Consider the following 18,992-nt stretch of genomic DNA (forward strand, 5'->3'; position numbering starts at 1 on the left):
CTTTCCGGCACAGTAGAGGGAAAGACGCGGCACGCCGCACGGCCTCGTAACGGTCTGATTCATCGCTCCGAGATGCAACGATAGGGATATGAAACCAAGGATTCTGGTTGTCGACGACGACACGGCACTCGCCGAGATGCTCACGATCGTGCTGCGTGGTGAGGGTTTCGATCCCTACGTGGTAGGCGACGGAACCCTGGCGCTCGCGGCAGTGCGTGAGACCCGGCCCGACCTCGTCCTGCTCGATCTCATGCTTCCCGGAATGAACGGGATCGACGTATGCCGGGTTCTGCGTGCGGATTCCGGCGTGCCCATCGTGATGTTGACGGCCAAGACCGACACCGTCGACGTCGTGCTCGGCCTCGAATCCGGTGCGGACGACTACATCATGAAGCCGTTCAAGCCGAAGGAGCTGGTGGCGCGGGTGCGTGCTCGCCTGCGCCGTACGGAAGAGGAGCCGGCCGAGCTGCTGAGCATCGCCGACATCGTGATCGACGTTCCGGCACACAAGGTCAGCCGCGGCAGCGAGCAGATCTCGCTCACACCACTCGAATTCGACCTGCTGGTCGCATTGGCGCGCAAGCCGCGCCAGGTGTTCACCCGTGAAGTCCTCCTCGAGCAGGTGTGGGGATACCGCCACGCCGCCGACACCCGCCTGGTGAACGTGCACGTTCAGCGTTTGCGCGCCAAGGTCGAAACTGATCCCGAGAATCCCGAAGTGGTTCTGACGGTCAGGGGGGTCGGCTACAAGGCCGGACCGCCGTGAGCGGAGTTTCCAGGTGGCGTCGTCGTCTCAACCGACGGCTGACGCCATTTCTGCGGTGGTGTCACTCGATGAGCAACACCCTCGCGCACACGTGGCGACGCTCGCTCCAATTGCGAGTGGTCGTCTCGACTTTGACGTTGTCCTTGATCGTCATCGTCATTCTCGGTGTCGTGCTGACCAGCCAGATCACCGATCGGCTGTTGGAAACGAAGATCACCGCGGCGACCGAGGAAATGGACCGAGCCCGCGGCATCGTCGAAGACCAACTCGCGGGCGTCGACGATTCGACGGCGCTCAACGTTCAATTGGAAAGCGCTGCATCCGGACTGACGAGCCGTCGAAACCAGACCTCGGGCCAGGCCTCCGGTTCGGCCGGCACCTTCGACCCGGTGCTCATCGTGCCAGGGGACGGGCCGCGCCAGCCGACTAGTTCGGGACCGGTCGATCAGATCCCCGACAACCTTCGCGAGTTCGTCAAACGCGGCCAGATCAGTTACCAATTCGCGACGGTGTCCAACCCGAACGGTTACTCCGGACCCGCGCTGATCATCGGTAGTCCCACCGCGTCGTCGATATCGGGACTCGAGCTGTATCTGATCTTCCCGCTCGCCAGCGAAGACCGAAGTCTGTCTCTTGTTCGAAGCACCCTGCTGATCGGTGGAGCCGTGTTGCTGGTGCTCTTGGCGGCGATTTCGCTGTTGGTTGCCAGACAGGTCGTGCTTCCCATCCGATCGGCCTCGCGAATCGCGGTGCGTTTCGCAGACGGCCGACTCAAGGAACGAATGCCGGTCCGCGGCGAGGACGACATGGCGCGCCTGGCCATGTCCTTCAACGAGATGGCCGAGAGTCTGTCCAAACAGATCACCCAGCTGGAGGAGTTCGGCAGCCTCCAGAAACGCTTCACCTCCGATGTCAGCCATGAACTGCGCACACCACTGACCACGGTCCGGATGGCAGCCGACTTGATCTACGACGGCAGCGAGAACCTCGACCCCATGCTGCGTCGGTCGTCGGAACTGCTTGTCGCCGAACTGGACAGGTTCGAAGGGCTTCTGGCGGACCTCCTCGAGATCTCCCGCCACGACGCCGGTGTCGCGGAACTTGCGTCCGAACAACTCGACGTCCGTATGTGTGCGCGAGCGGCCGTTTCCACGGTTCGCCATCTCGCCCGCGAATCCGGCACCGAACTGATCGTGGACATGCCCGACGAGCCGGTCATGGCAGATGTCGATCCGCGCCGCGTCGAACGCATTCTGCGAAATCTCCTTGCCAACGCCATCGACCACGGTGAGGGGAAGCCGATTCTGCTTCGCCTTCGCGCCGACGACAATGCCCTCGCCTTCATCGTCCGCGACAGTGGCGTCGGGTTGCGTCCGGGCGAGGAGAAGTTGGTCTTCAACCGGTTCTGGCGATCGGACCCGTCCCGTGTGCGCCGCAGTGGTGGCACCGGACTCGGCCTCGCAATCAGTGTCGAGGACGCGAATCTGCACGACGGCAAGCTCGAGGCCTGGGGCGAACCGGGAGTCGGAGCCTGCTTCCGGCTGACGCTCTCGCGCACCCGTGGCAAGAAAGTCGTGTCGAGTCCGCTGCCACTCAAGCCGACGACCACCAAATTCGTCCGCGCGCCGAGCGAAGCCGACATCGTCGCCGATACCGTCGGCGAGGTCACATCGTCCTTGCCGACTCCGCGCGAAACTGACTCACGGAACGAGTCCAACGGTGGGGATCGATCATGATCGGAACCCGCCGTCGTCTGGGACTTCTCGCAACAACCCTGAGCGTTCTGTTGCTGACCGGTGCATGCGCGAGTTTGCCGGAGTCCTCGTCGCCACAGGCAATCGGAACTCTGGCGACAGCCGTGCCCGGAACCTCCGTCGAATCACCGGCATCGGGGCGAGAGCCGGACCTGCTGGTACGTGACTTCGTAAAGGCGAGTACCGATCCGTCCAACCGGCACGCCGCAGCCCGTCAGTACCTGACCAAGGACGCTTCGGCGCGTTGGGACGACGCGGCAAGTGCTGTCATCGTCGACAAGGTCGATGTGCTCTCGGTTTCTCGAACCAGCACCGAAGCCGTCTACACGATTCGTGTGAACAAGGTCGGTCGCCTCGACCCGGGAGGACTGTACGTTCCCGAAGAGGGCAGCTTCGAAGCGAGGATGACCCTGGCGTTGACCGACGGCGAATGGCGGATCAGTGATCTGCCTCCCGGCGTGATCATGGAGCGTCCGCAGTTCCTCGGCGCTTACCAGCGGAAGTCGTTGTTCTTCCTCGACCCCACCAGCCAGACGGTCGTCCCCGATCTTCGCTGGATCTCCGGCGGGCAGGACCAGGTGGCGGCTCAGCTGATCGGTCTGATGATCGACGGACCGAAGGCAGCGCTGGCGCCGGCTGTGCGAAACGAACTGGGCAATGGCGTGTCGGTGATCGGTCCGATCACCAAGGCCGACGGTAAGCCGGGGCAGGTCGGAGTCGGTCTCGGTGGTGTGCGCATCAACTTCCGCCTTGACAACCCGATGGATGCTGCTACTCGCGGTTTGTTTGCAGCACAGGTCATTTGGACGCTCGCCAACGCCGATGTGGCAGGGCCGTACGTTCTGGAGATCGACGGCGAACCGCTGGACGCGGCTCATGCCGACGGCTGGACCACCGCCGACGTCGCATCCACCAACCCACTGGCCACCACGAGTGCAACCGTCGGACTGCACGCACTGCGCAACGGTTCACTGGTGAGTGTCACCGAGCAAGAGGCGACTCCGGTGCCCGGTTTCGCGGGCAATGCGGGCAACCTCACGGCGGCTGCTCTCTCACGGGACGGCAAGTTGGTGGCAGCCGTCGCGGACACCGCTCGGCCGGATCCCGGCACAAGATTCGACTTGTCGCTCGGGACATACGGCGAAGGGTCCGTTCCGGTACTCGAAGGCAGCGCCATCACCAGGCCTTCGTGGGAGTTGGACAACAACGCGGTCTGGACGGCTGTGAACGGCAATACCGTCGTTCGGGTCGTCCGTGAACCAGGCACTGGCCGGGTGTCGGTCACCAACGTCGATGTCGGGGCCCTGACGTCGGTCGGTTCGACGATCTCGGAACTGCGTCTGTCGCGGGACGGCGTACGAGCGGCGATGATCATCGACGGCAAGGTCTACCTGGCTGTGGTCGTGCGCACCGCCAGCGGGGTCTATGCCCTGACGAGTCCACGCGCAGTGGCCTCCGGCTTGGGCAGTACCGCGCTCTCACTCGACTGGAGCAACAGCGACACCATCGTGATCGCGCGCAGTGGAGCCGACATACCGGTCGTCCAGGTCGCGATCGACGGCTCACGAATGGACGCGCTGCCGAGTGGAAACCTGACCGCTCCCGTTACCTCCGTGGATGCGTCGCCGACCACCGAGTACGTCGCCGACGCGCGTGCGGTGTTCCAACTGAACAACAACGACCCCGCCGGGGATCGCCGCTGGCGTGAGGTGACCGTGCTGACCGGACAGAAGGCGATTCCGGTTCTGCCTGGCTGACGCCTCTGCGCTCTGGTGAATGTCTGCGCTCCGATGCATGTCGGTGCTCAGGTTCATGATTCGGCCATGGGGGACAAGAAATTCGGTGCCGGTCTGCTCGACCTGCTGTTGCCACGCGAGTGTGGTGGGTGCGGCCGCTCGGGGACTCTGTGGTGCGGTGAGTGCGCGGAACTGCTGCGCGATCATCCGCTTCAACTGAGTCCGCGCGTGGATCCGGGCGTGCCCGTCTGGGCACTCGGCCGCTACGACGGCCCCAGGCGGCGCAGTGTGATCGAGATGAAGGAACGGGGTCGTCGGGACCTCGCGATGCCTCTGGGGATCGCTGTGGCCGACGCGTTGGCCACTCTGGAACGGTGGGGCGAGCTCGGCAGCGGGGGTCGTCCGCCGATCGTGCTGGTGCCGGCTCCCACGCGCGCCCGAGCGGCGCGATCTCGCGGGGGTGATCCGGTTCGCCGGATAGCCGAAAGTATGCGCGGAAAGCGGGAAATTGGTTCTGTCGCGGGTCGTCCGGTACGTGTCTGTCCGATTCTCCGGATGACGCGAGGTGTACGTGACTCGGTGGGACTGTCCGCGGCCGACCGGGTGACCAACGTGAACGGTCATGTGTCTCTCGACACCACTGCGATCTCTTCGATTGCCGGGGACAGTGACATCGTCCTGCTCGACGACGTCCTCACCACGGGAGCGACTGCGGCAGAGTCGGTTCGGGCCCTCTCGCTCAGTGGGATTCGGACAACTCTCGTGCTTGTCCTTGCAGGGGCTTAGATGAATTTCGTTGGAACAGTGGCACTCGCGCGCGTTACGTACTAGCGTCGGCGGCACACCCGAAAATACTGGTAGGAGGTGGTACTTCGATACTGGTGCCGGGCGGATCCCCTCTCGGTACTTGCAGAATTTGCCGCCGCCCACCGTGGGGCGGGGCCGTAATTGGGAGGTACGAGTGACGACCCCTTCGCAAGCCTCGTTTTTCATCGAGGACGCCACCATCGAGCGTTCCGAGAATGCCGCAGCTCCGAGATCCGACGTCGTAGTCAAGGGACGAAATGTCGAGATCCCCGATCACTTCCGAATCTACGTTTCGGAAAAGCTGGCGCGACTCGAACACTTCGACCCCTCCATATTCCACTTCGACGTGGAACTGCAACATGAACGCAACCGACGACAGGCCAAGAGTTGCCAGCGCGTCGAGATCACCGCTCGAGGTAAAGGCCCGGTGGCCCGAGCCGAAGCGTCCGCAGACAGCTTCTACGCCGCCTTCGAATCGGTGATCGACAAGCTCGAGAGTCGCCTCCGTCGAACCAAGGACCGCAAGAAGGTCCATTACGGCGACAAGCGACCGGTGTCCGTCGCGGAGGCAACCGCCTCCCTCGTCGACGCAGACTCACTCGGAGTCACACCGGACATTTCGCTGAACGGTCAAGAGCCGGACGAGTACGACGGCCCGGGACGCGTGGTCCGCACGAAGGATCACCCGGCCGAGCCGATGACCATCGACGACGCTCTCTACGAGATGGAACTGGTCGGACACGACTTCTTTCTCTTCCATGACAAGGAGTCGGACAAGCCGTCCGTCGTCTACCGTCGTCACGCTTTCGACTACGGATTGATCCGCCTGACATGACCCAATCGGTGGTGGGTTTGCTCGCTCGCCGCCGGTAGCGCCTACCATGGAATCCGGCCGGAGTTTTCGGACCCCGGCCGGATTTTCAGTGTGTGACCCCCTGTCGCCGAAGATTGAGGACGAAGAAGACTGTGCCGTCGCTGTCGCTATCGAAGCTGCTCCGTGTTGGTGAAGGTCGCATGGTCAAGCGGCTCAAGCACATCGCCGAGCATGTGGAATCTCTGTCGCCCGATGTCGAAGGCCTGACAGACGAGCAACTCAAAGCCAAGACCACCGAGTTCCGTGAGCGCTATGCCGCCGGGGAAACTCTCGACGAGTTGCTGCCCGAGGCTTTCTCCGTGGCCCGTGAGACGTCGTGGCGCGTGATCAATCAGAAGCACTTCCACGTGCAGATCATGGGTGGCGCGGCCCTGCATTTCGGCAACGTCGCCGAGATGAAGACCGGTGAGGGCAAGACTCTGACGTCGGTTCTTCCGGCTTATCTCAACGCGATCGCGGGTGACGGCGTCCACGTGGTCACCACCAACGACTACCTTGCCAAGCGCGACTCCGAGTGGATGGGCCGCGTTCACCGCGCCCTCGGCCTCGAGACCAGTGTGATTCTCTCGGGCATGACGCCGGCCGAGCGCCGCGTCGCCTACGCAGCCGACATCACGTACGGCACCAACAACGAGTTCGGCTTCGACTACCTGCGCGACAACATGACGCATTCGTTGGACGACCTGGTCCAGCGTGGCCATGCGTTTGCCATCGTGGACGAGGTCGACTCGATCCTCATCGACGAAGCCCGAACCCCCCTCATCATCTCGGGCCCGGCCGACGGCTCCAGCAAGTGGTACAGCGAGTTCGCGCGCATCGCGCCGCTGCTCAAGAAGGACGTTCACTACGAGGTCGACATCCGCAAGCGCACCATCGGTGTGCACGAGGCGGGCGTCGAACTGGTCGAGGACCAGCTCGGTATCGACAACCTGTACGAAGCCGCGAATTCGCCGCTGGTGAGCTACTTGAACAACGCGATCAAGGCCAAGGAGCTCTACACCAAGGACAAGGACTACATCGTCCGCGACGGTGAGGTCATCATCGTCGACGAGTTCACCGGCCGCGTGCTGGTCGGCCGCCGCTACAACGAGGGCATGCACCAGGCGATCGAGGCCAAGGAGAAGGTGGAGATCAAGGCGGAGAACCAGACCCTTGCCACCATCACCCTGCAGAACTACTTCCGTCTGTACGACAAGTTGTCGGGCATGACGGGTACCGCCGAGACGGAAGCTGCCGAGCTTCACCAGACTTACACGCTCGGTGTGATCCCGATCCCGACCAACCGTCCGATGGTCCGAGTCGACAACGGCGACCTCATCTACAAGACCGAGGAAGCCAAGTTCGACGCGGTGGTCGACGACGTCGTCGAGCGCCACGAGAACGGCCAGCCCGTCCTGATCGGTACCACCAGCGTCGAGCGCTCGGAGTACCTGTCCAAGCAGTTCACCAAGCGCGGCGTTGCCCACAACGTCCTCAACGCCAAGTTCCACGAGAAGGAAGCGACCATCATCGCCGAGGCCGGTCGCTCCGGCGCGGTCACCGTCGCGACCAACATGGCCGGCCGCGGTACCGACGTCGTGCTCGGTGGTAACCCGGACATCATCGCGGACATCGCGCTGCGCAAGAAGGGGCTCGACCCGGTCACGACGCCGGACGAGTACGAAGCAGCCTGGGACGCAGTCCTGGACGAGGTCAAGGCTGAGGTCAAGGCAGACGCCGAGAAGGTCCGCGATGCCGGTGGCCTGTACGTCCTGGGCACCGAGCGTCACGAATCGCGCCGAATCGACAACCAGTTGCGTGGTCGTTCCGGACGTCAGGGTGATCCCGGCGAATCGCGGTTCTACCTCTCGCTCGGTGACGAGCTCATGCGCCGTTTCAACGGTTCGGCACTCGAGTCGATCATGACGCGCCTGAACCTGCCCGACGACGTCCCGATCGAAGCCAAAATGGTCTCGAAGGCCATCAAGAGCGCTCAGACCCAGGTGGAGCAGCAGAACTTCGAAATTCGCAAGAATGTCCTCAAGTACGACGAGGTCATGAACCAGCAGCGAACGGTCATCTACAAGGAGCGCCGCCAGATCCTCGAGGGTGAGGACATGGAAGGCCAGGTCGAGCAGATGATCACTGACGTGGTCACCGCCTACGTCGACGGTGCCACCGCCGAGGGATACGTCGAGGACTGGGATCTCGAGCAGCTGTGGACTGCGCTGAAGACGCTGTACCCGGTCGGCATCGATCACAAGACGTTGGCCGGGGAGGACGGCGCAGGCATCAACAGTGACCTGAGCCGTGACGACCTGCGAACCGCTTTGCTCGAAGACGCCCACGCGGCGTACAAGAAGCGCGAAGCCGAGATCGATGCGATCGCCGGCGAAAACGGTATGCGTGAACTCGAGCGTCGTGTCTTCCTCTCGGTCCTGGACCGTAAGTGGCGTGAGCATCTCTACGAGATGGATTACCTCAAGGAGGGAATCGGTCTGCGTGCGATGGCCCAGCGCGATCCGCTGGTCGAGTACCAGCGCGAGGGTTACGACATGTTCATCGGCATGCTCGACGGATTGAAGGAAGAGTCCGTCGGATTCCTCTTCAACCTGCAGGTCGAGGCGGCTCCGGCGCAGCCCGCAAGTGGAATTTCCGTCACCGCGGGCTCTGCCGCCGCGGCGTCCGCCACGGCGCCCAAGCCGCTCCCCACGCAGGAAGCCGCGGCCAGGACAGCCGGAACTGCCGCCCCGACGGCGTTGCGCGCCAAGGGACTTGACGACGAAGGTCCGTCGCGTCTGACGTACACCGGCCCGGACGAGGACGGCAAGGCAAAGGCAACACGTGACTCGGCTGCCGACACCGGCGACGGTGCCGCCTCTCGTCGCGAACGTCGTGAAGCCGCACGGACGCAGTCGAAGAGCAATCGAGCTCCGAAGTCCAAGCGCAAGCGCTGAGGTATTAGCGCAGTCAGTACTCGGCAGGCTGGACGGTCACACCACGTGTAGTGCGGTGACCGTCCAGCCTGTTTCGTCTGTGTGGTCGATCCGGCCTGCGACGGCAAAAGTCTGCGTGCCTCGTGTGTACGTCGCACAGACTTCGGCGGTACTCTCCGACACTGCTTGAACGTGGGTGCGGTGAACGGCCGCGCCGCCCAGCTTCCGGGCCGAGAAATCCGAAGTGTAAAGTCGCGCAACAACTTCCAGGACGGACGGCGCCAACACGCCCTTGAGCTGCCGCGGATTTCGTCGTCGGTCGACGGTTTCGAGAACCAGACGTAGTGATCGGTTCCAGAAGATGTCGGCACCTACCGGCCGCGGTTCCGGAGCGTGAGTGAACCCGGTACTGGGCGACGTTCCGTTGTGTGGCGTCTTTCGCGGGCGACGCAGCATCCGGTCTGTTCGGCACTGCGTTCGGTCTGGCCGGCACTGTGGCCGCGACAGCACGACGGTATGCGGGTGAGGCTCGAATTGCGGCGCCGGCTCGAGAACGATCTTGCAGTCCTGCTCCATGACATCCCCCCGGATGATCCTGCGTCCGAGACAGCTGTCTCGGACTTCGCTCCCCCGAGCGATGGTGAGAAGCATGACACGAATCGCTCGAGATGTCGCCGTGATCACCATCGCGACTTAGGGTGATGGCGTGCGGGGACTTCTGTTGGATGTCGGTGGCGTGTTGTTCGGTCCGGGATCGGATCTCGACGGCTTGAGCGCGGTCGTGCGCGCGGTGAAGGCCCGCGGAATCGTGACGGGAATCGTCAGCAACGATCCCGGCGGCGCCAGTGCTCAGTGGTTGCGGGATCTCGGCGACGGGGTCTTGGTCGACGACGTGATCTTGTCCGGTGATGTCGAGATGGCGAAGCCCGACGCCGAGATCTATCTGTTGGCAGCGAGTCGTTTGGGCGTCGAGCCGGAGGATTTCGTTTTCGTGGATGATCTCGAAATCAACGTCCGGGCGGCTGTGGCCGTCGGGATGGTCGGGGTCCATCACGTCGGCTCGGAATCGACCATCGAGGAGTTGTCGATTCTGTTCGATCTCGGCGAAGGAGGGGACACGAAGCCATGGTGAACAGACTGACGACTCAGGATGCCGCTTTCTACTTCCTCGAAGCCGGGACGACGCCGATGCATGTCGGCTCGTTGGGGATCTTCAGGCAACTGCGAAACGGGATCGATCACGAGGAGTTGCTTCGACTGGTCGAAGAGCGGCTCGGATCGGTTCCGCGTTACCGCCAGCGAGTGCGTGAGGTGGCGTTCGGTCTGGCCCGCCCGGTATGGGTGGACGACTCGGATTTCGACATCACCTATCACGTACGCCGATCGGCTCTGCCCAAACCAGGTTCCGACGAACAGCTGATGGATCTGATCGCGCGGCTGACGTCGAGACCACTCGACAGCACGAGGCCGTTGTGGGAGATGTACCTGGTCGAGGGGCTGACCAGAAACAGATTTGCCATCTTCACGAAGTCTCATTCGTCGTTGGTGGACGGCGAGGCGGCTCCAGAGATCAGTCAGGTGATCTTCGATCCGGAGAAGAATCGAGCGCCAGGCCCCGAAGAATTGTGGATGCCCGCCAGGCCGCCGAGCGATACCAGCTTGTTGGTCAGTGCACTGGCGGATCTCGTGACGAGCCCGGGGGAGGGGATCGCACGGGCGCGTGCAGCGTTCAACGACGTGACCACATCCGTCACCGAGGCTGTGAGTGCACTCGGGAAACTCGCGGAAGTGGTTCGAACGGCGACGCAGGTAGCCCCGTCGAGCCCGCTCAACGCCACCATTTCGCGCAATCGACGCCTTGCGGTGGCCAAGACGTCTCTGGAGGACTATCGACGTATTCGCGCGCGGTACGGGTGCGAGATCAACGACGTGATTCTGACCGTCATCGCAGGGGCGATGCGGAACTGGTTGCTCTCGCGCGGTGAACCGGTGACCGAGGCGACCATCGTGCGAGCGATGGTGCCCATGTCGGTCTACACCGACGGCCCGGAGAGTCCTGACGTCGACGATCCGCAAGCGCCCGGACATGTTTCCTCGTTCCTCATCGACCTGCCTGTCGGTGAACCCAACGCGGTGGTTCGGCTCTCGCACGTGGCCCATGCGACGGAGGCATTCGCGCGTCAGGGTCGGCGGGTCACCGCGCAGACGATGGTGCGAATGTCCGGGTTTGCGCCGGCGACGCTGCATGCGATGAGCTCGCGTGCGGCCAGCAGTCTGTCGCAGCGAATGTTCAACTTGATGATCACCAATGCGCCAGGGCCGCAATTTCCGCTCTACCTCGGTGGGGCTCGGATGCTCGAGATGTATCCCGTGTCGCCACTACTCAAGAATCAGACACTCAGCATCGCCCTGACGTCGTACGACGGGAATGTCTACTACGGTTTGAATGCCGACCGTGACGCGATGTCGGACGTCGACGTCGTTCGTTCGCTGATCTTCGAGTCACTCGAGGAATTGACGGATGCGAGTCGGTGACGAACGAGCATGAAGGTGGTCTCATGAGGGTGTACGTACCGGCGACGGTCGAGATTTTGCAGCAGTTGGTCGCAGATCAGGAGTTCGACCCGATGAGCCGGACGGCTTTTGCGGTCACCCCGACTCTGCGTGAGTCGTACGCGGCGGGGGACGACGACGAGTTGGCCGAGGTCGCCATGGGTGAGGCTGCGCGTGCGTCGCTGCGACTGATCGCCGGAACCGAGGGTGACGTCACCTTCCGGCGTGCTGTCGTTGCCGCCGACGTCGACGATGCCGATGTGAAGTTACGGCCCGATCTCGACGATTCGGTAGTCCGATTGGCGGGTCCTGTGACGATGGCTCAGGTTGCATCTGTGCATGTCGACCTTGAACAGGCAGAATCGGACATCGAGCGCGCTGCTGGCATAGTCGACGCGGCGGATCTCGGTGACGCCGATGCCGAGTTCACGCTCGGTGACGCGGAGGACCACGAGTTGGCGTGGTACGCCGCGCAGGAGTTGCCGTTCATGCTCGACCTGCTGTGAATGTGCTTACCGTGAAGTAACCTACGGTACCGTAACCTGATAACCTACGGTACCGTAGGCAGTGGGTTCGGAAGGTGAGAGGTGGAGGTCTGATGGGTCTGAAGGACTGGATCGAGGCACCGGCAGCGTCGGTAGTTCCGGCAGCGCGGTCGAAGCTCAATCTGCTTCGCGGTGCGGCGGCTCGGCTGACCACACCATTGCTTCCCGACGACTATCTGCACCTCGCGAATCCGTTGTGGTCTGCCCGCGAGCTGCGCGGCCAGATCGTCGAAGTCCGGCCCGAGACCACGGACTCGGCGACCATCGTCATCAAGCCGGGTTGGGGATTCGACTTCAACTACCAGCCGGGGCAGTACATCGGCATCGGTCTGCATATCGACGGCCGTTGGCATTGGCGGTCGTACTCACTTACCTCGCCTCCCAACTGGGAGAACAAGCGCATTTCCATCGCGGTCAAGGCCATGCCCGAGGGCTTTCTCTCGAGCCACCTCGTCAGCGGGGCCGTGCCGTCGGGAACCATCGTTCGACTGGCCACGCCTTCGGGCAACTTCGCGTTGCCGGATCCGCCGCCGGAGAAGATCCTGTTCATCACCGCCGGCAGTGGCATCACTCCGGTCATGGGCATGTTGCGGACGATGAACCGGCGCGGTCAATTGCCCGACGTCATGCACATCCACTCGGCTCCGACGGAATCCGACGTGATGTTCGCCGACGAACTCACAGCACTGCACGCCGAGCACGAGGACTTCGTGAGCCACGTGCAACTCACGCGACGTGACGGAAAGTTCAAACTCAGTTCTCTCGACACGGTCTGCCCCGACTGGCGCGAGCGCCACACCTGGGCGTGCGGACCCCTCCCGCTGCTCGACGAGCTCGAAGACGTCTGGAAGGCGGAAGGCATCGAGGATCGACTCCACATGGAGCGGTTCGCCGTATCGCGCATCGATGCTTCGGCCGACGGTGGCACGGTCACGTTCGAGAAGTCGGGTAAGACGATCACCGTCGACGGTGCGACGACGCTTCTGGAGGCAGGCGAGCAGTCCGGTGCCTTGATGCCGTTCGGTTGCCGCATGGGCATCTGCCAGACGTGTGTCGTACCTCTCGTCGCCGGCCACGCGATCGACCTACGCTCGGGAAAACAGCACGCGGAGGGCGAGCGCATCCAGACGTGCATCTCCGCCGCCGCCGGCGACTGTACGCTGGACGCATAGCTTCTAGGCACACGGAGGACCACGGTGGCCATCACCGATATCAAAGAGTTTTCGCACCTCACCGAGGCCGATGTCGAAGCTCTCGGACGTGAACTCGATCAGATTCGACTCGACATCGAAGACTCTCGTGGGATCCGGGACGCCCGCTACATTCGTCGCGTCATTCGCGTCCAGCGGGCGTTGGAGCTCGGCGGGCGTATCGCATTGTTCGGCAGTCGGTACCGACCGGCATGGTTGGTCGGCACGACCCTGCTGAGCCTGTCGAAGATCATCGAGAACATGGAGCTCGGGCATAACGTCATGCACGGGCAATGGGACTGGATGAACGATCCCGAGATTCACTCCGTCTCGTGGGAGTGGGATCAGACCGGTCCTTCCGAGCATTGGAAGCGCGCCCACAACTACCAGCACCACACGTACACCAACGTCGTCGGTATGGACGAGGATCTCGGTTTCGGGATTCTGCGTATGACTCGTGACGAGCCGTGGAAGCCGATCAACCTCTTCCAGCCGATCGCCAACGTGATCTTGGCGGCCACGTTCGAGTGGGGCATCGCGCTGCACGACCTCACGGCGGCAGCCGAGTTGGAGGGCGCGGAAAAGGGGCAGCTGAACTCGCAGGCGAACAAAGACTTCGCGCGCAAGATCTTTCGTCAGGTGGGCAAGGACTTCATCTTGTTCCCGGCGCTGACGGGGCCGGCGTGGAAGTCGACCATGTCGGCCAATGCGACCGCGAACCTCGTGCGCAACCTGTGGGCGTACGTCGTCATCTTCTGTGGCCACTTCCCGGACGGTGCCGAGAAGTTCACGGTTGCCGAATTCGAGCAGGAGACTCGTCACGAGTGGTACCTGCGCCAGATGCTCGGTAGTGCGAACTTCAATTCCGGCAAGCTCATGGGACTCATGAGCGGCAATCTGAGCTACCAGATCGAGCACCACGTGTTTCCCGATCTGCCGAGCAACCGCTATCCCGAAATCGCTGTGAAGATGCGTGCATTGTGCGAGAAGTTCGATCTCCCGTACACCACCGGTTCGCTCTTCAAGCAGTATCTTCTGGCTCTGCGCACCATCCACAAGTTGGCTTTGCCGGACAAGTGGCTGACCGCAACCTCGGACAATGCTCCGGAAACGTCTTCGGAACTGCGGTTCCGCGACTCGGGATTCCGGGACGCAGCCATGGCGATGGTCGAGGACCTTCGTACCGATCCGATCACCGGTAAGCGTCTCGGTTTGTTGACCGCACTCAAGTCGCAGGCCCGTTCCCGCATGCCGAAGCGCCGGAAGTGATATAGGTTACATCGGGAAAAACCTAACCTACGGTGCCGTAAGTTACGCTACAGTAGGTGCAGTTGATCTGAACGATTCGAATCGATGATCGTTCTGCACTTACTACTTTGCGCCTAACTCACTGCTAGGAGGCTTTCCATGGCGATTGCAGATGTCAAGGAATACGCACATCTCACGGACGCCGACATCGAAGCGCTCGGCCGCGAACTCGACGCGATTCGTCGCGACATCGAGGAGTCGCGCGGCGAGAAGGATGCGCGATACGTGCGCAACGTCATTCGTCTGCAGCGTTCGCTCGAAATCGGCGGCCGCGCAGTGCTTTTCGCCAGCCGTCGTCGTCCGGCGTGGCTCGCCGGAGTTGGCCTGCTGACGCTCTCGAAGATCATCGAGAACATGGAACTCGGGCACAACGTGATGCACGGGCAGTGGGACTGGATGAACGACCCGGAGATCCACTCCACCTCGTGGGAGTGGGACGTCACCGGCCCGTCTGCGCACTGGAAGCAGACCCACAACTACCTGCATCACAAGTACACCAACGTCCTCGGAATGGACGACGACGTCGGATACGGACTCCTCCGCGTCACCCGCGATCAGCGCTGGAAGCCCTTCAACGCCGGCAACCTGGTCTACAACACGCTGCTCGCGCTGTTCTTCGAGTACGGCATCGCCGCTCAGCACCTCGAGCTCGGCAAGGTGGCCAAGGGCCGCGCCGACAAGGAAGAGACGCAGCGCAAGCTGCGTGAGGTCGGCGAGAAGATCGGCAAGCAGGTCCTGCGCGACTACGTCATCTACCCGGCCATCACCGGCCCGGCGTGGAAGAGCACATTGTCGGCCAACTTCACCGCCAACACTCTGCGGAACGTGTGGACCAACGCGGTCATCTTCTGCGGCCACTTCCCGGACGGTGCCGAGAAGTTCACCAAGGAAGACATCGACAAGGAAACGCAGGCTCAGTGGTACCTGCGTCAGATGCTCGGCAGCGCCAACATCGAGGGCAGCGCGCTCATGGACTTCATGACGGGCAACCTGAGCTACCAGATCGAGCACCACCTGTTCCCCGATCTGCCCAGCAACCGCTACAAGGACATCGCGGTCACGGTGCGTCAGCTCGCGGACAAGTACGACTTGCCGTACACGACGGGCCCGCTTGCCGTGCAGTACGCCAAGTCCTGGCGAACCATCGCCAAGCTGTCGCTGCCCAACAAGTACCTCAAGGACACCGTCGACAATGCGCCCGAGACGGCGTCGGAGCGGATGTTCGACGGCGAACTGACCTCGACTGTCGATCCCGTGACCGGGCGTCGCAGTGGCCTCAAGAGCGCCATCGCACGTAAGCGCAAGAGCGGAAAGCTGCGCAGCCTCCTCGGCCTGCGCTGATCGTCGACTGCGCTGACCGTAGACAGCAAGCGGCCCGACACCATTCGATGGTGTCGGGCCGCTTTGCTGTTCTCGCCCGGAACGTCGCTCGGGGGCGCTCAGTACTGATCGTTGGACTTGATCGCTTCCAGCAGTTGTCGCACAGCGACGACGCGTCGAGCTGATTTGCCCTCCAGCAGGTCGAGCTTGCATTCGGGATCTGCCGGCGGTCCGAGGTGCGTGCATCCGCGCGGGCAATCCTCGATCGCCGCAGCGAGATCCGAGAACGCCGCCACCACGTTCTCGGGCGAGATGTGCGCCAGACCGAACGAACGGATGCCCGGGGTGTCGATCACCCAGCCGCCACCGGCGAGCGGTAGTGCCACCGATTGCGTCGACGTGTGCCGGCCCTTGCCGACGCCGGATACGATGCCGACCGCTCGATTGGCATCGGGGACAAGGCGATTGACCAGTGTCGACTTTCCGACGCCGGAATGTCCGATCAGGGCGGTCAACTTGTGCTCGAGGATCTGCGTCAGTTCGTCCAGGGGATCGTCGCGACCGGCGACGACCACTTGGATGTCGAGGTCGGCGAACGTGCTCGCGAATTCCTCCGGCGGTTCGAGGTCGCTCTTGGTCAGGCAGACGATCGGCGTCAGGCCACCCACGTAGGCGGCGACCAGTGCGCGCTCGACGAAGCCGGTGCGCGGTGGGGGATCGGCGAGTGCCACGACGATGAGAAGCTGCTCCGCGTTCGCGACGACGATACGTTCGAAGGGATCGGTGTCGTCGGCGGTCCGTCGCAGAACCGTCGAACGCTCGGAGACCCGGACGATGCGCGCCAGGGTGTCGGTTTTGCCCGACAGATCGCCGACTATGTCCACCTGATCGCCGACGACGATGGGGGTTCGGCCAAGTTCGCGGGCGCGCATCGTGACGATCAGCCGGTCGGGATCGCCGCCGAGGACGCAACCCCAACGGCCACGATCCTTCGACACCACCATCCCCGATTCGGCCGAGAGATGTTCGGGCCGAGTCTTCGTACGGGGGCGGGATCCGCGCCCCGGGCGTACCCGGACGTCGGACTCGTCGTACTGCCGCGGACTCAGAAGCTTGCCTTCGGTGTCGCCGGCGAACTCTCGAGCATGTCGATCCACATGTTCTCGAAGCCGGGCAGTGTCTTGGCGGTGGTTCCGACATCGTCGACGTCGACGCCGTCGACGACCAGGCCGATGATGGCGCCGGCTGTTGCCATGCGGTGGTCGGCATACGAGAGCCATTGTCCGCCATGGAGTTCCGCGGGAACGATCGTCAGGCCGTCATCGGTTTCGGTGACGGAGCCGCCGAGTTTGTTGATCTCGTCGGCGAGGGCGGCGAGACGGTCTGTCTCGTGCCCGCGCAGGTGCGCGATTCCTCGTAGATGCGAGGTGCCCTCGGCGAGGGCCGCCAGGGCCGCCACGGTGGGGGTCAGCTCTCCCACGTCGTGGAGGTCGATGTCGATGCCGCGCAGTTTCTCCGGGCCGCGGACGGTCAGGACACCATCGGCGAGAGTGACGTCGGCCCCCATCGAGGCGAGGATCCCGCGGATCGCGTCGCCGGGTTGCGTCGTCGACGACGGCCACATCGGGACGCTGACGGTTCCGCCGGTCACTGCGGCAGCGGCCAGGAACGGTGTGGCGTTGGAGAGATCGGGTTCGATCGCCCAGTCCACGGCGCGCACCGGCCCCGGTGCCACACGCCAGGTGTCCGCGTCACCGCCCGTGGCTGGCGTCGTCACGGAAACTCCGGCCTCGCGGAGCATCTCGACGGTCATGTCGATGTGTGGCATGGACGGGACGGGCTTGCCGTCGTGGTGAACGGTGACACCCTCTTCGAACGCAGCAGCCGAGAGCAGGAGACCGGAGACGAACTGCGACGAACCGGATGCGTCGATGGTGACCGTCCCGCCGCGTAGGGATCCGGTTCCGGTGACGGTGAACGGGAGTGCGTCACCCTCGATCCGAGCGCCGAGACTGCGCAGTGCTTCCAAGATGGTGCCGAGCGGTCGTGTGCGTGCTTGCTCGTCGCCGTCGAAGTGGACCATGCCGTCGGCCATCGCGGCGAGTGGCGGCAGGAAGCGCATGACGGTGCCGGCCAGGCCGCAGTCGACCTCGCCGCCGCGCAGGGGTCCAGGGGTGATGCGAAGCGTGGTCGCATCACCGGCTTCCTCGACGCCGATGCCGAGGTCACGCAGAGCTGCGATCATCAGGTCGGCGTCACGGCTGCGGAGTGCACCGGTGATCGTGGACGGGCCATCCGCAAGTGCGGCCAGAATCAGAGCTCGATTGGTGATGGACTTGGATCCGGGCAGCGTCACCACTGCATCGACGGGTGCTTGGGCCCTCGGGGCGCTCCACAGACTCAGACTCACATGGTCCATCTTCTCTCATCGGTGGGGGAATGGTCGAAACCGTGCCACCCTGGGTGTCATGTGCGGAAGGTATGCGACCACAGCGGACCCGGCCACCCTGGCGGTGGAACTCGACGCGCTCGACGAGACCGACCACTCGGCGCCCGTCGAAGCCGATTACAACGTGGCCCCCACGACCGAGGTGTTGACCGTCGTCGAACGCCACGATCGGGAGAACCCCGACAGCGATCCGAGCAAGAGGATTCGGCGGATGCGGTGGGGATTGGTGCCGTCGTGGACCAAGGAACTGGGCAAAGGCCCGGTCCTGTTCAACGCCCGCGCCGACTCGCTGGCGGAGAAGCCGGCGTTTCGGACCGCCTTCAAGTTCAAGCGTTGCCTGGTCCCCATGGACGGGTGGTACGAGTGGCAGACCGAGGCCACCGGCGGGAAGAAGGCAGCGAAGATTCCTTACTACATGCACCCCGACGACGGATCACGGCTGTTCATGGCGGGCGTGTGGTCTGCCTGGCGGGACCCGAGTGTCGAGAACGCGAGCCCCGTTCTGAGCTGCTCGATCGTCACGGTCGACTCTCTCGGTCACCTCGAGCAGGTTCACGACCGCATGCCCCTCGCCCTGCCTCGTGACCGCTGGGAGGCGTGGCTCGATCCCGACAACACCGTCGATTCGGCTCTGCTCGAAGCGGTACCGGACCTCTTCGAGCGGATCGACGTCGATCGAGTCCGGCCGCTGGTCAACAGTGTCAAGAACAACGGGCACGAGTTGATTGAGCCGGACGTCGACCGTGCCGGCGAGCAGATCAGCCTGCTCTAGCAG

Annotated in this window: 16 protein-coding genes; 13 read left to right on the forward strand and 3 right to left on the reverse strand. The window is 63.4% G+C overall.

Going from position 1 to position 18,992, the window contains the following annotated elements; genetic code table 11:
- The first annotated feature begins 88 nt into the window (after nt 1-88).
- The 6 genes from mtrA (at nt 89) to secA (ending at nt 8,873) form a co-directional block, all read left to right on the forward strand.
- On the forward strand, nt 89-766 hold the full coding sequence (gene mtrA, locus P0M12_RS23105) for an MtrAB system response regulator MtrA (protein ID WP_003941013.1): 678 nt from the start codon (nt 89-91) through the stop codon (nt 764-766).
- On the forward strand, nt 763-2,502 hold the full coding sequence (gene mtrB / locus P0M12_RS23110) for an MtrAB system histidine kinase MtrB (RefSeq protein WP_064688948.1): 1,740 nt from the start codon (nt 763-765) through the stop codon (nt 2,500-2,502). The genes mtrA and mtrB overlap by 4 nt, the downstream gene beginning before the upstream one ends.
- Nucleotides 2,499-4,277 (forward strand): MtrAB system accessory lipoprotein LpqB, encoded by a 1,779-nt coding sequence (gene lpqB / locus P0M12_RS23115; RefSeq protein ID WP_042450111.1) that lies wholly within the window; start codon nt 2,499-2,501, stop codon nt 4,275-4,277. Before mtrB ends, lpqB begins: the two co-directional genes overlap by 4 nt.
- A gap of 33 nt (nt 4,278-4,310) precedes the next feature.
- Nucleotides 4,311-5,042, forward strand: a complete 732-nt coding sequence (locus tag P0M12_RS23120) for a ComF family protein (protein ID WP_003940811.1) — start codon at nt 4,311-4,313, stop codon at nt 5,040-5,042.
- Between the two features lie 175 nt (nt 5,043-5,217).
- Nucleotides 5,218-5,898 (forward strand): ribosome-associated translation inhibitor RaiA, encoded by a 681-nt coding sequence (raiA, locus tag P0M12_RS23125; protein ID WP_003940893.1) that lies wholly within the window; start codon nt 5,218-5,220, stop codon nt 5,896-5,898.
- Nucleotides 5,899-6,029: 131 nt separating this feature from the next.
- Nucleotides 6,030-8,873 carry a preprotein translocase subunit SecA gene (gene secA, locus P0M12_RS23130; protein WP_050654900.1) on the forward strand — a complete coding sequence of 948 codons (2,844 nt, stop codon included), beginning with the start codon at nt 6,030-6,032 and terminating at the stop codon, nt 8,871-8,873.
- A 36-nt stretch (nt 8,874-8,909) separates the two neighbouring features.
- On the opposite strand, the gene P0M12_RS23135 is transcribed toward secA, so the two are convergent.
- Nucleotides 8,910-9,428, reverse strand: coding sequence for an Rv3235 family protein (locus tag P0M12_RS23135; protein WP_277376881.1), 519 nt, complete (start codon nt 9,426-9,428; stop codon nt 8,910-8,912).
- A 130-nt stretch (nt 9,429-9,558) separates the two neighbouring features.
- Between P0M12_RS23135 and P0M12_RS23140 the strand changes: the two genes are divergently transcribed.
- The 6 genes from P0M12_RS23140 to P0M12_RS23165 all read left to right on the forward strand — a co-directional run bounded on the left by P0M12_RS23140 (nt 9,559) and on the right by P0M12_RS23165 (nt 15,789).
- On the forward strand, nt 9,559-9,984 hold the full coding sequence (locus P0M12_RS23140; protein WP_003940859.1) for an HAD-IA family hydrolase: 426 nt from the start codon (nt 9,559-9,561) through the stop codon (nt 9,982-9,984).
- The gene (locus P0M12_RS23145; RefSeq protein ID WP_007731194.1) at nt 9,978-11,387 is read left to right on the forward strand and encodes a wax ester/triacylglycerol synthase family O-acyltransferase; all 1,410 of its coding nucleotides are present in this window, start codon (nt 9,978-9,980) and stop codon (nt 11,385-11,387) included. The genes P0M12_RS23140 and P0M12_RS23145 overlap by 7 nt, the downstream gene beginning before the upstream one ends.
- A 23-nt stretch (nt 11,388-11,410) precedes the next feature.
- Nucleotides 11,411-11,911, forward strand: coding sequence for a hypothetical protein (locus tag P0M12_RS23150; RefSeq protein ID WP_277376882.1), 501 nt, complete (start codon nt 11,411-11,413; stop codon nt 11,909-11,911).
- A gap of 92 nt (nt 11,912-12,003) precedes the next feature.
- Nucleotides 12,004-13,122, forward strand: coding sequence for a ferredoxin reductase (locus tag P0M12_RS23155; protein ID WP_003940928.1), 1,119 nt, complete (start codon nt 12,004-12,006; stop codon nt 13,120-13,122).
- A gap of 24 nt (nt 13,123-13,146) precedes the next feature.
- Nucleotides 13,147-14,409: an acyl-CoA desaturase gene (locus tag P0M12_RS23160; RefSeq protein ID WP_003940901.1), complete on the forward strand. Its 1,263-nt coding sequence runs from the start codon at nt 13,147-13,149 to the stop codon at nt 14,407-14,409.
- Between the two features lie 138 nt (nt 14,410-14,547).
- Nucleotides 14,548-15,789 (forward strand): fatty acid desaturase, encoded by a 1,242-nt coding sequence (locus P0M12_RS23165; RefSeq protein WP_003940700.1) that lies wholly within the window; start codon nt 14,548-14,550, stop codon nt 15,787-15,789.
- 98 nt (nt 15,790-15,887) lie between these two features.
- On the opposite strand, the gene rsgA is transcribed toward P0M12_RS23165, so the two are convergent.
- Nucleotides 15,888-16,925, reverse strand: coding sequence for a ribosome small subunit-dependent GTPase A (gene rsgA / locus P0M12_RS23170; protein WP_007731200.1), 1,038 nt, complete (start codon nt 16,923-16,925; stop codon nt 15,888-15,890).
- Entirely contained in the window at nt 16,874-18,187 is a 1,314-nt protein-coding gene (aroA, locus tag P0M12_RS23175; protein WP_209908159.1) for a 3-phosphoshikimate 1-carboxyvinyltransferase, read from the reverse strand. Before aroA ends, rsgA begins: the two co-directional genes overlap by 52 nt.
- Nucleotides 18,188-18,236: 49 nt before the next feature.
- Between aroA and P0M12_RS23180 the strand changes: the two genes are divergently transcribed.
- Complete coding sequence (locus tag P0M12_RS23180; protein WP_277376883.1) at nt 18,237-18,989, forward strand: SOS response-associated peptidase; 753 nt, start codon at nt 18,237-18,239, stop codon at nt 18,987-18,989.
- Nucleotides 18,990-18,992 lie beyond the last annotated feature (3 nt).

It is taken from the genome of Rhodococcus sp. RCBS9, assembly GCF_029457415.1.
In the GTDB taxonomy this organism is placed as follows: Bacteria; Actinomycetota; Actinomycetes; order Mycobacteriales; family Mycobacteriaceae; genus Rhodococcus_F; species Rhodococcus_F qingshengii.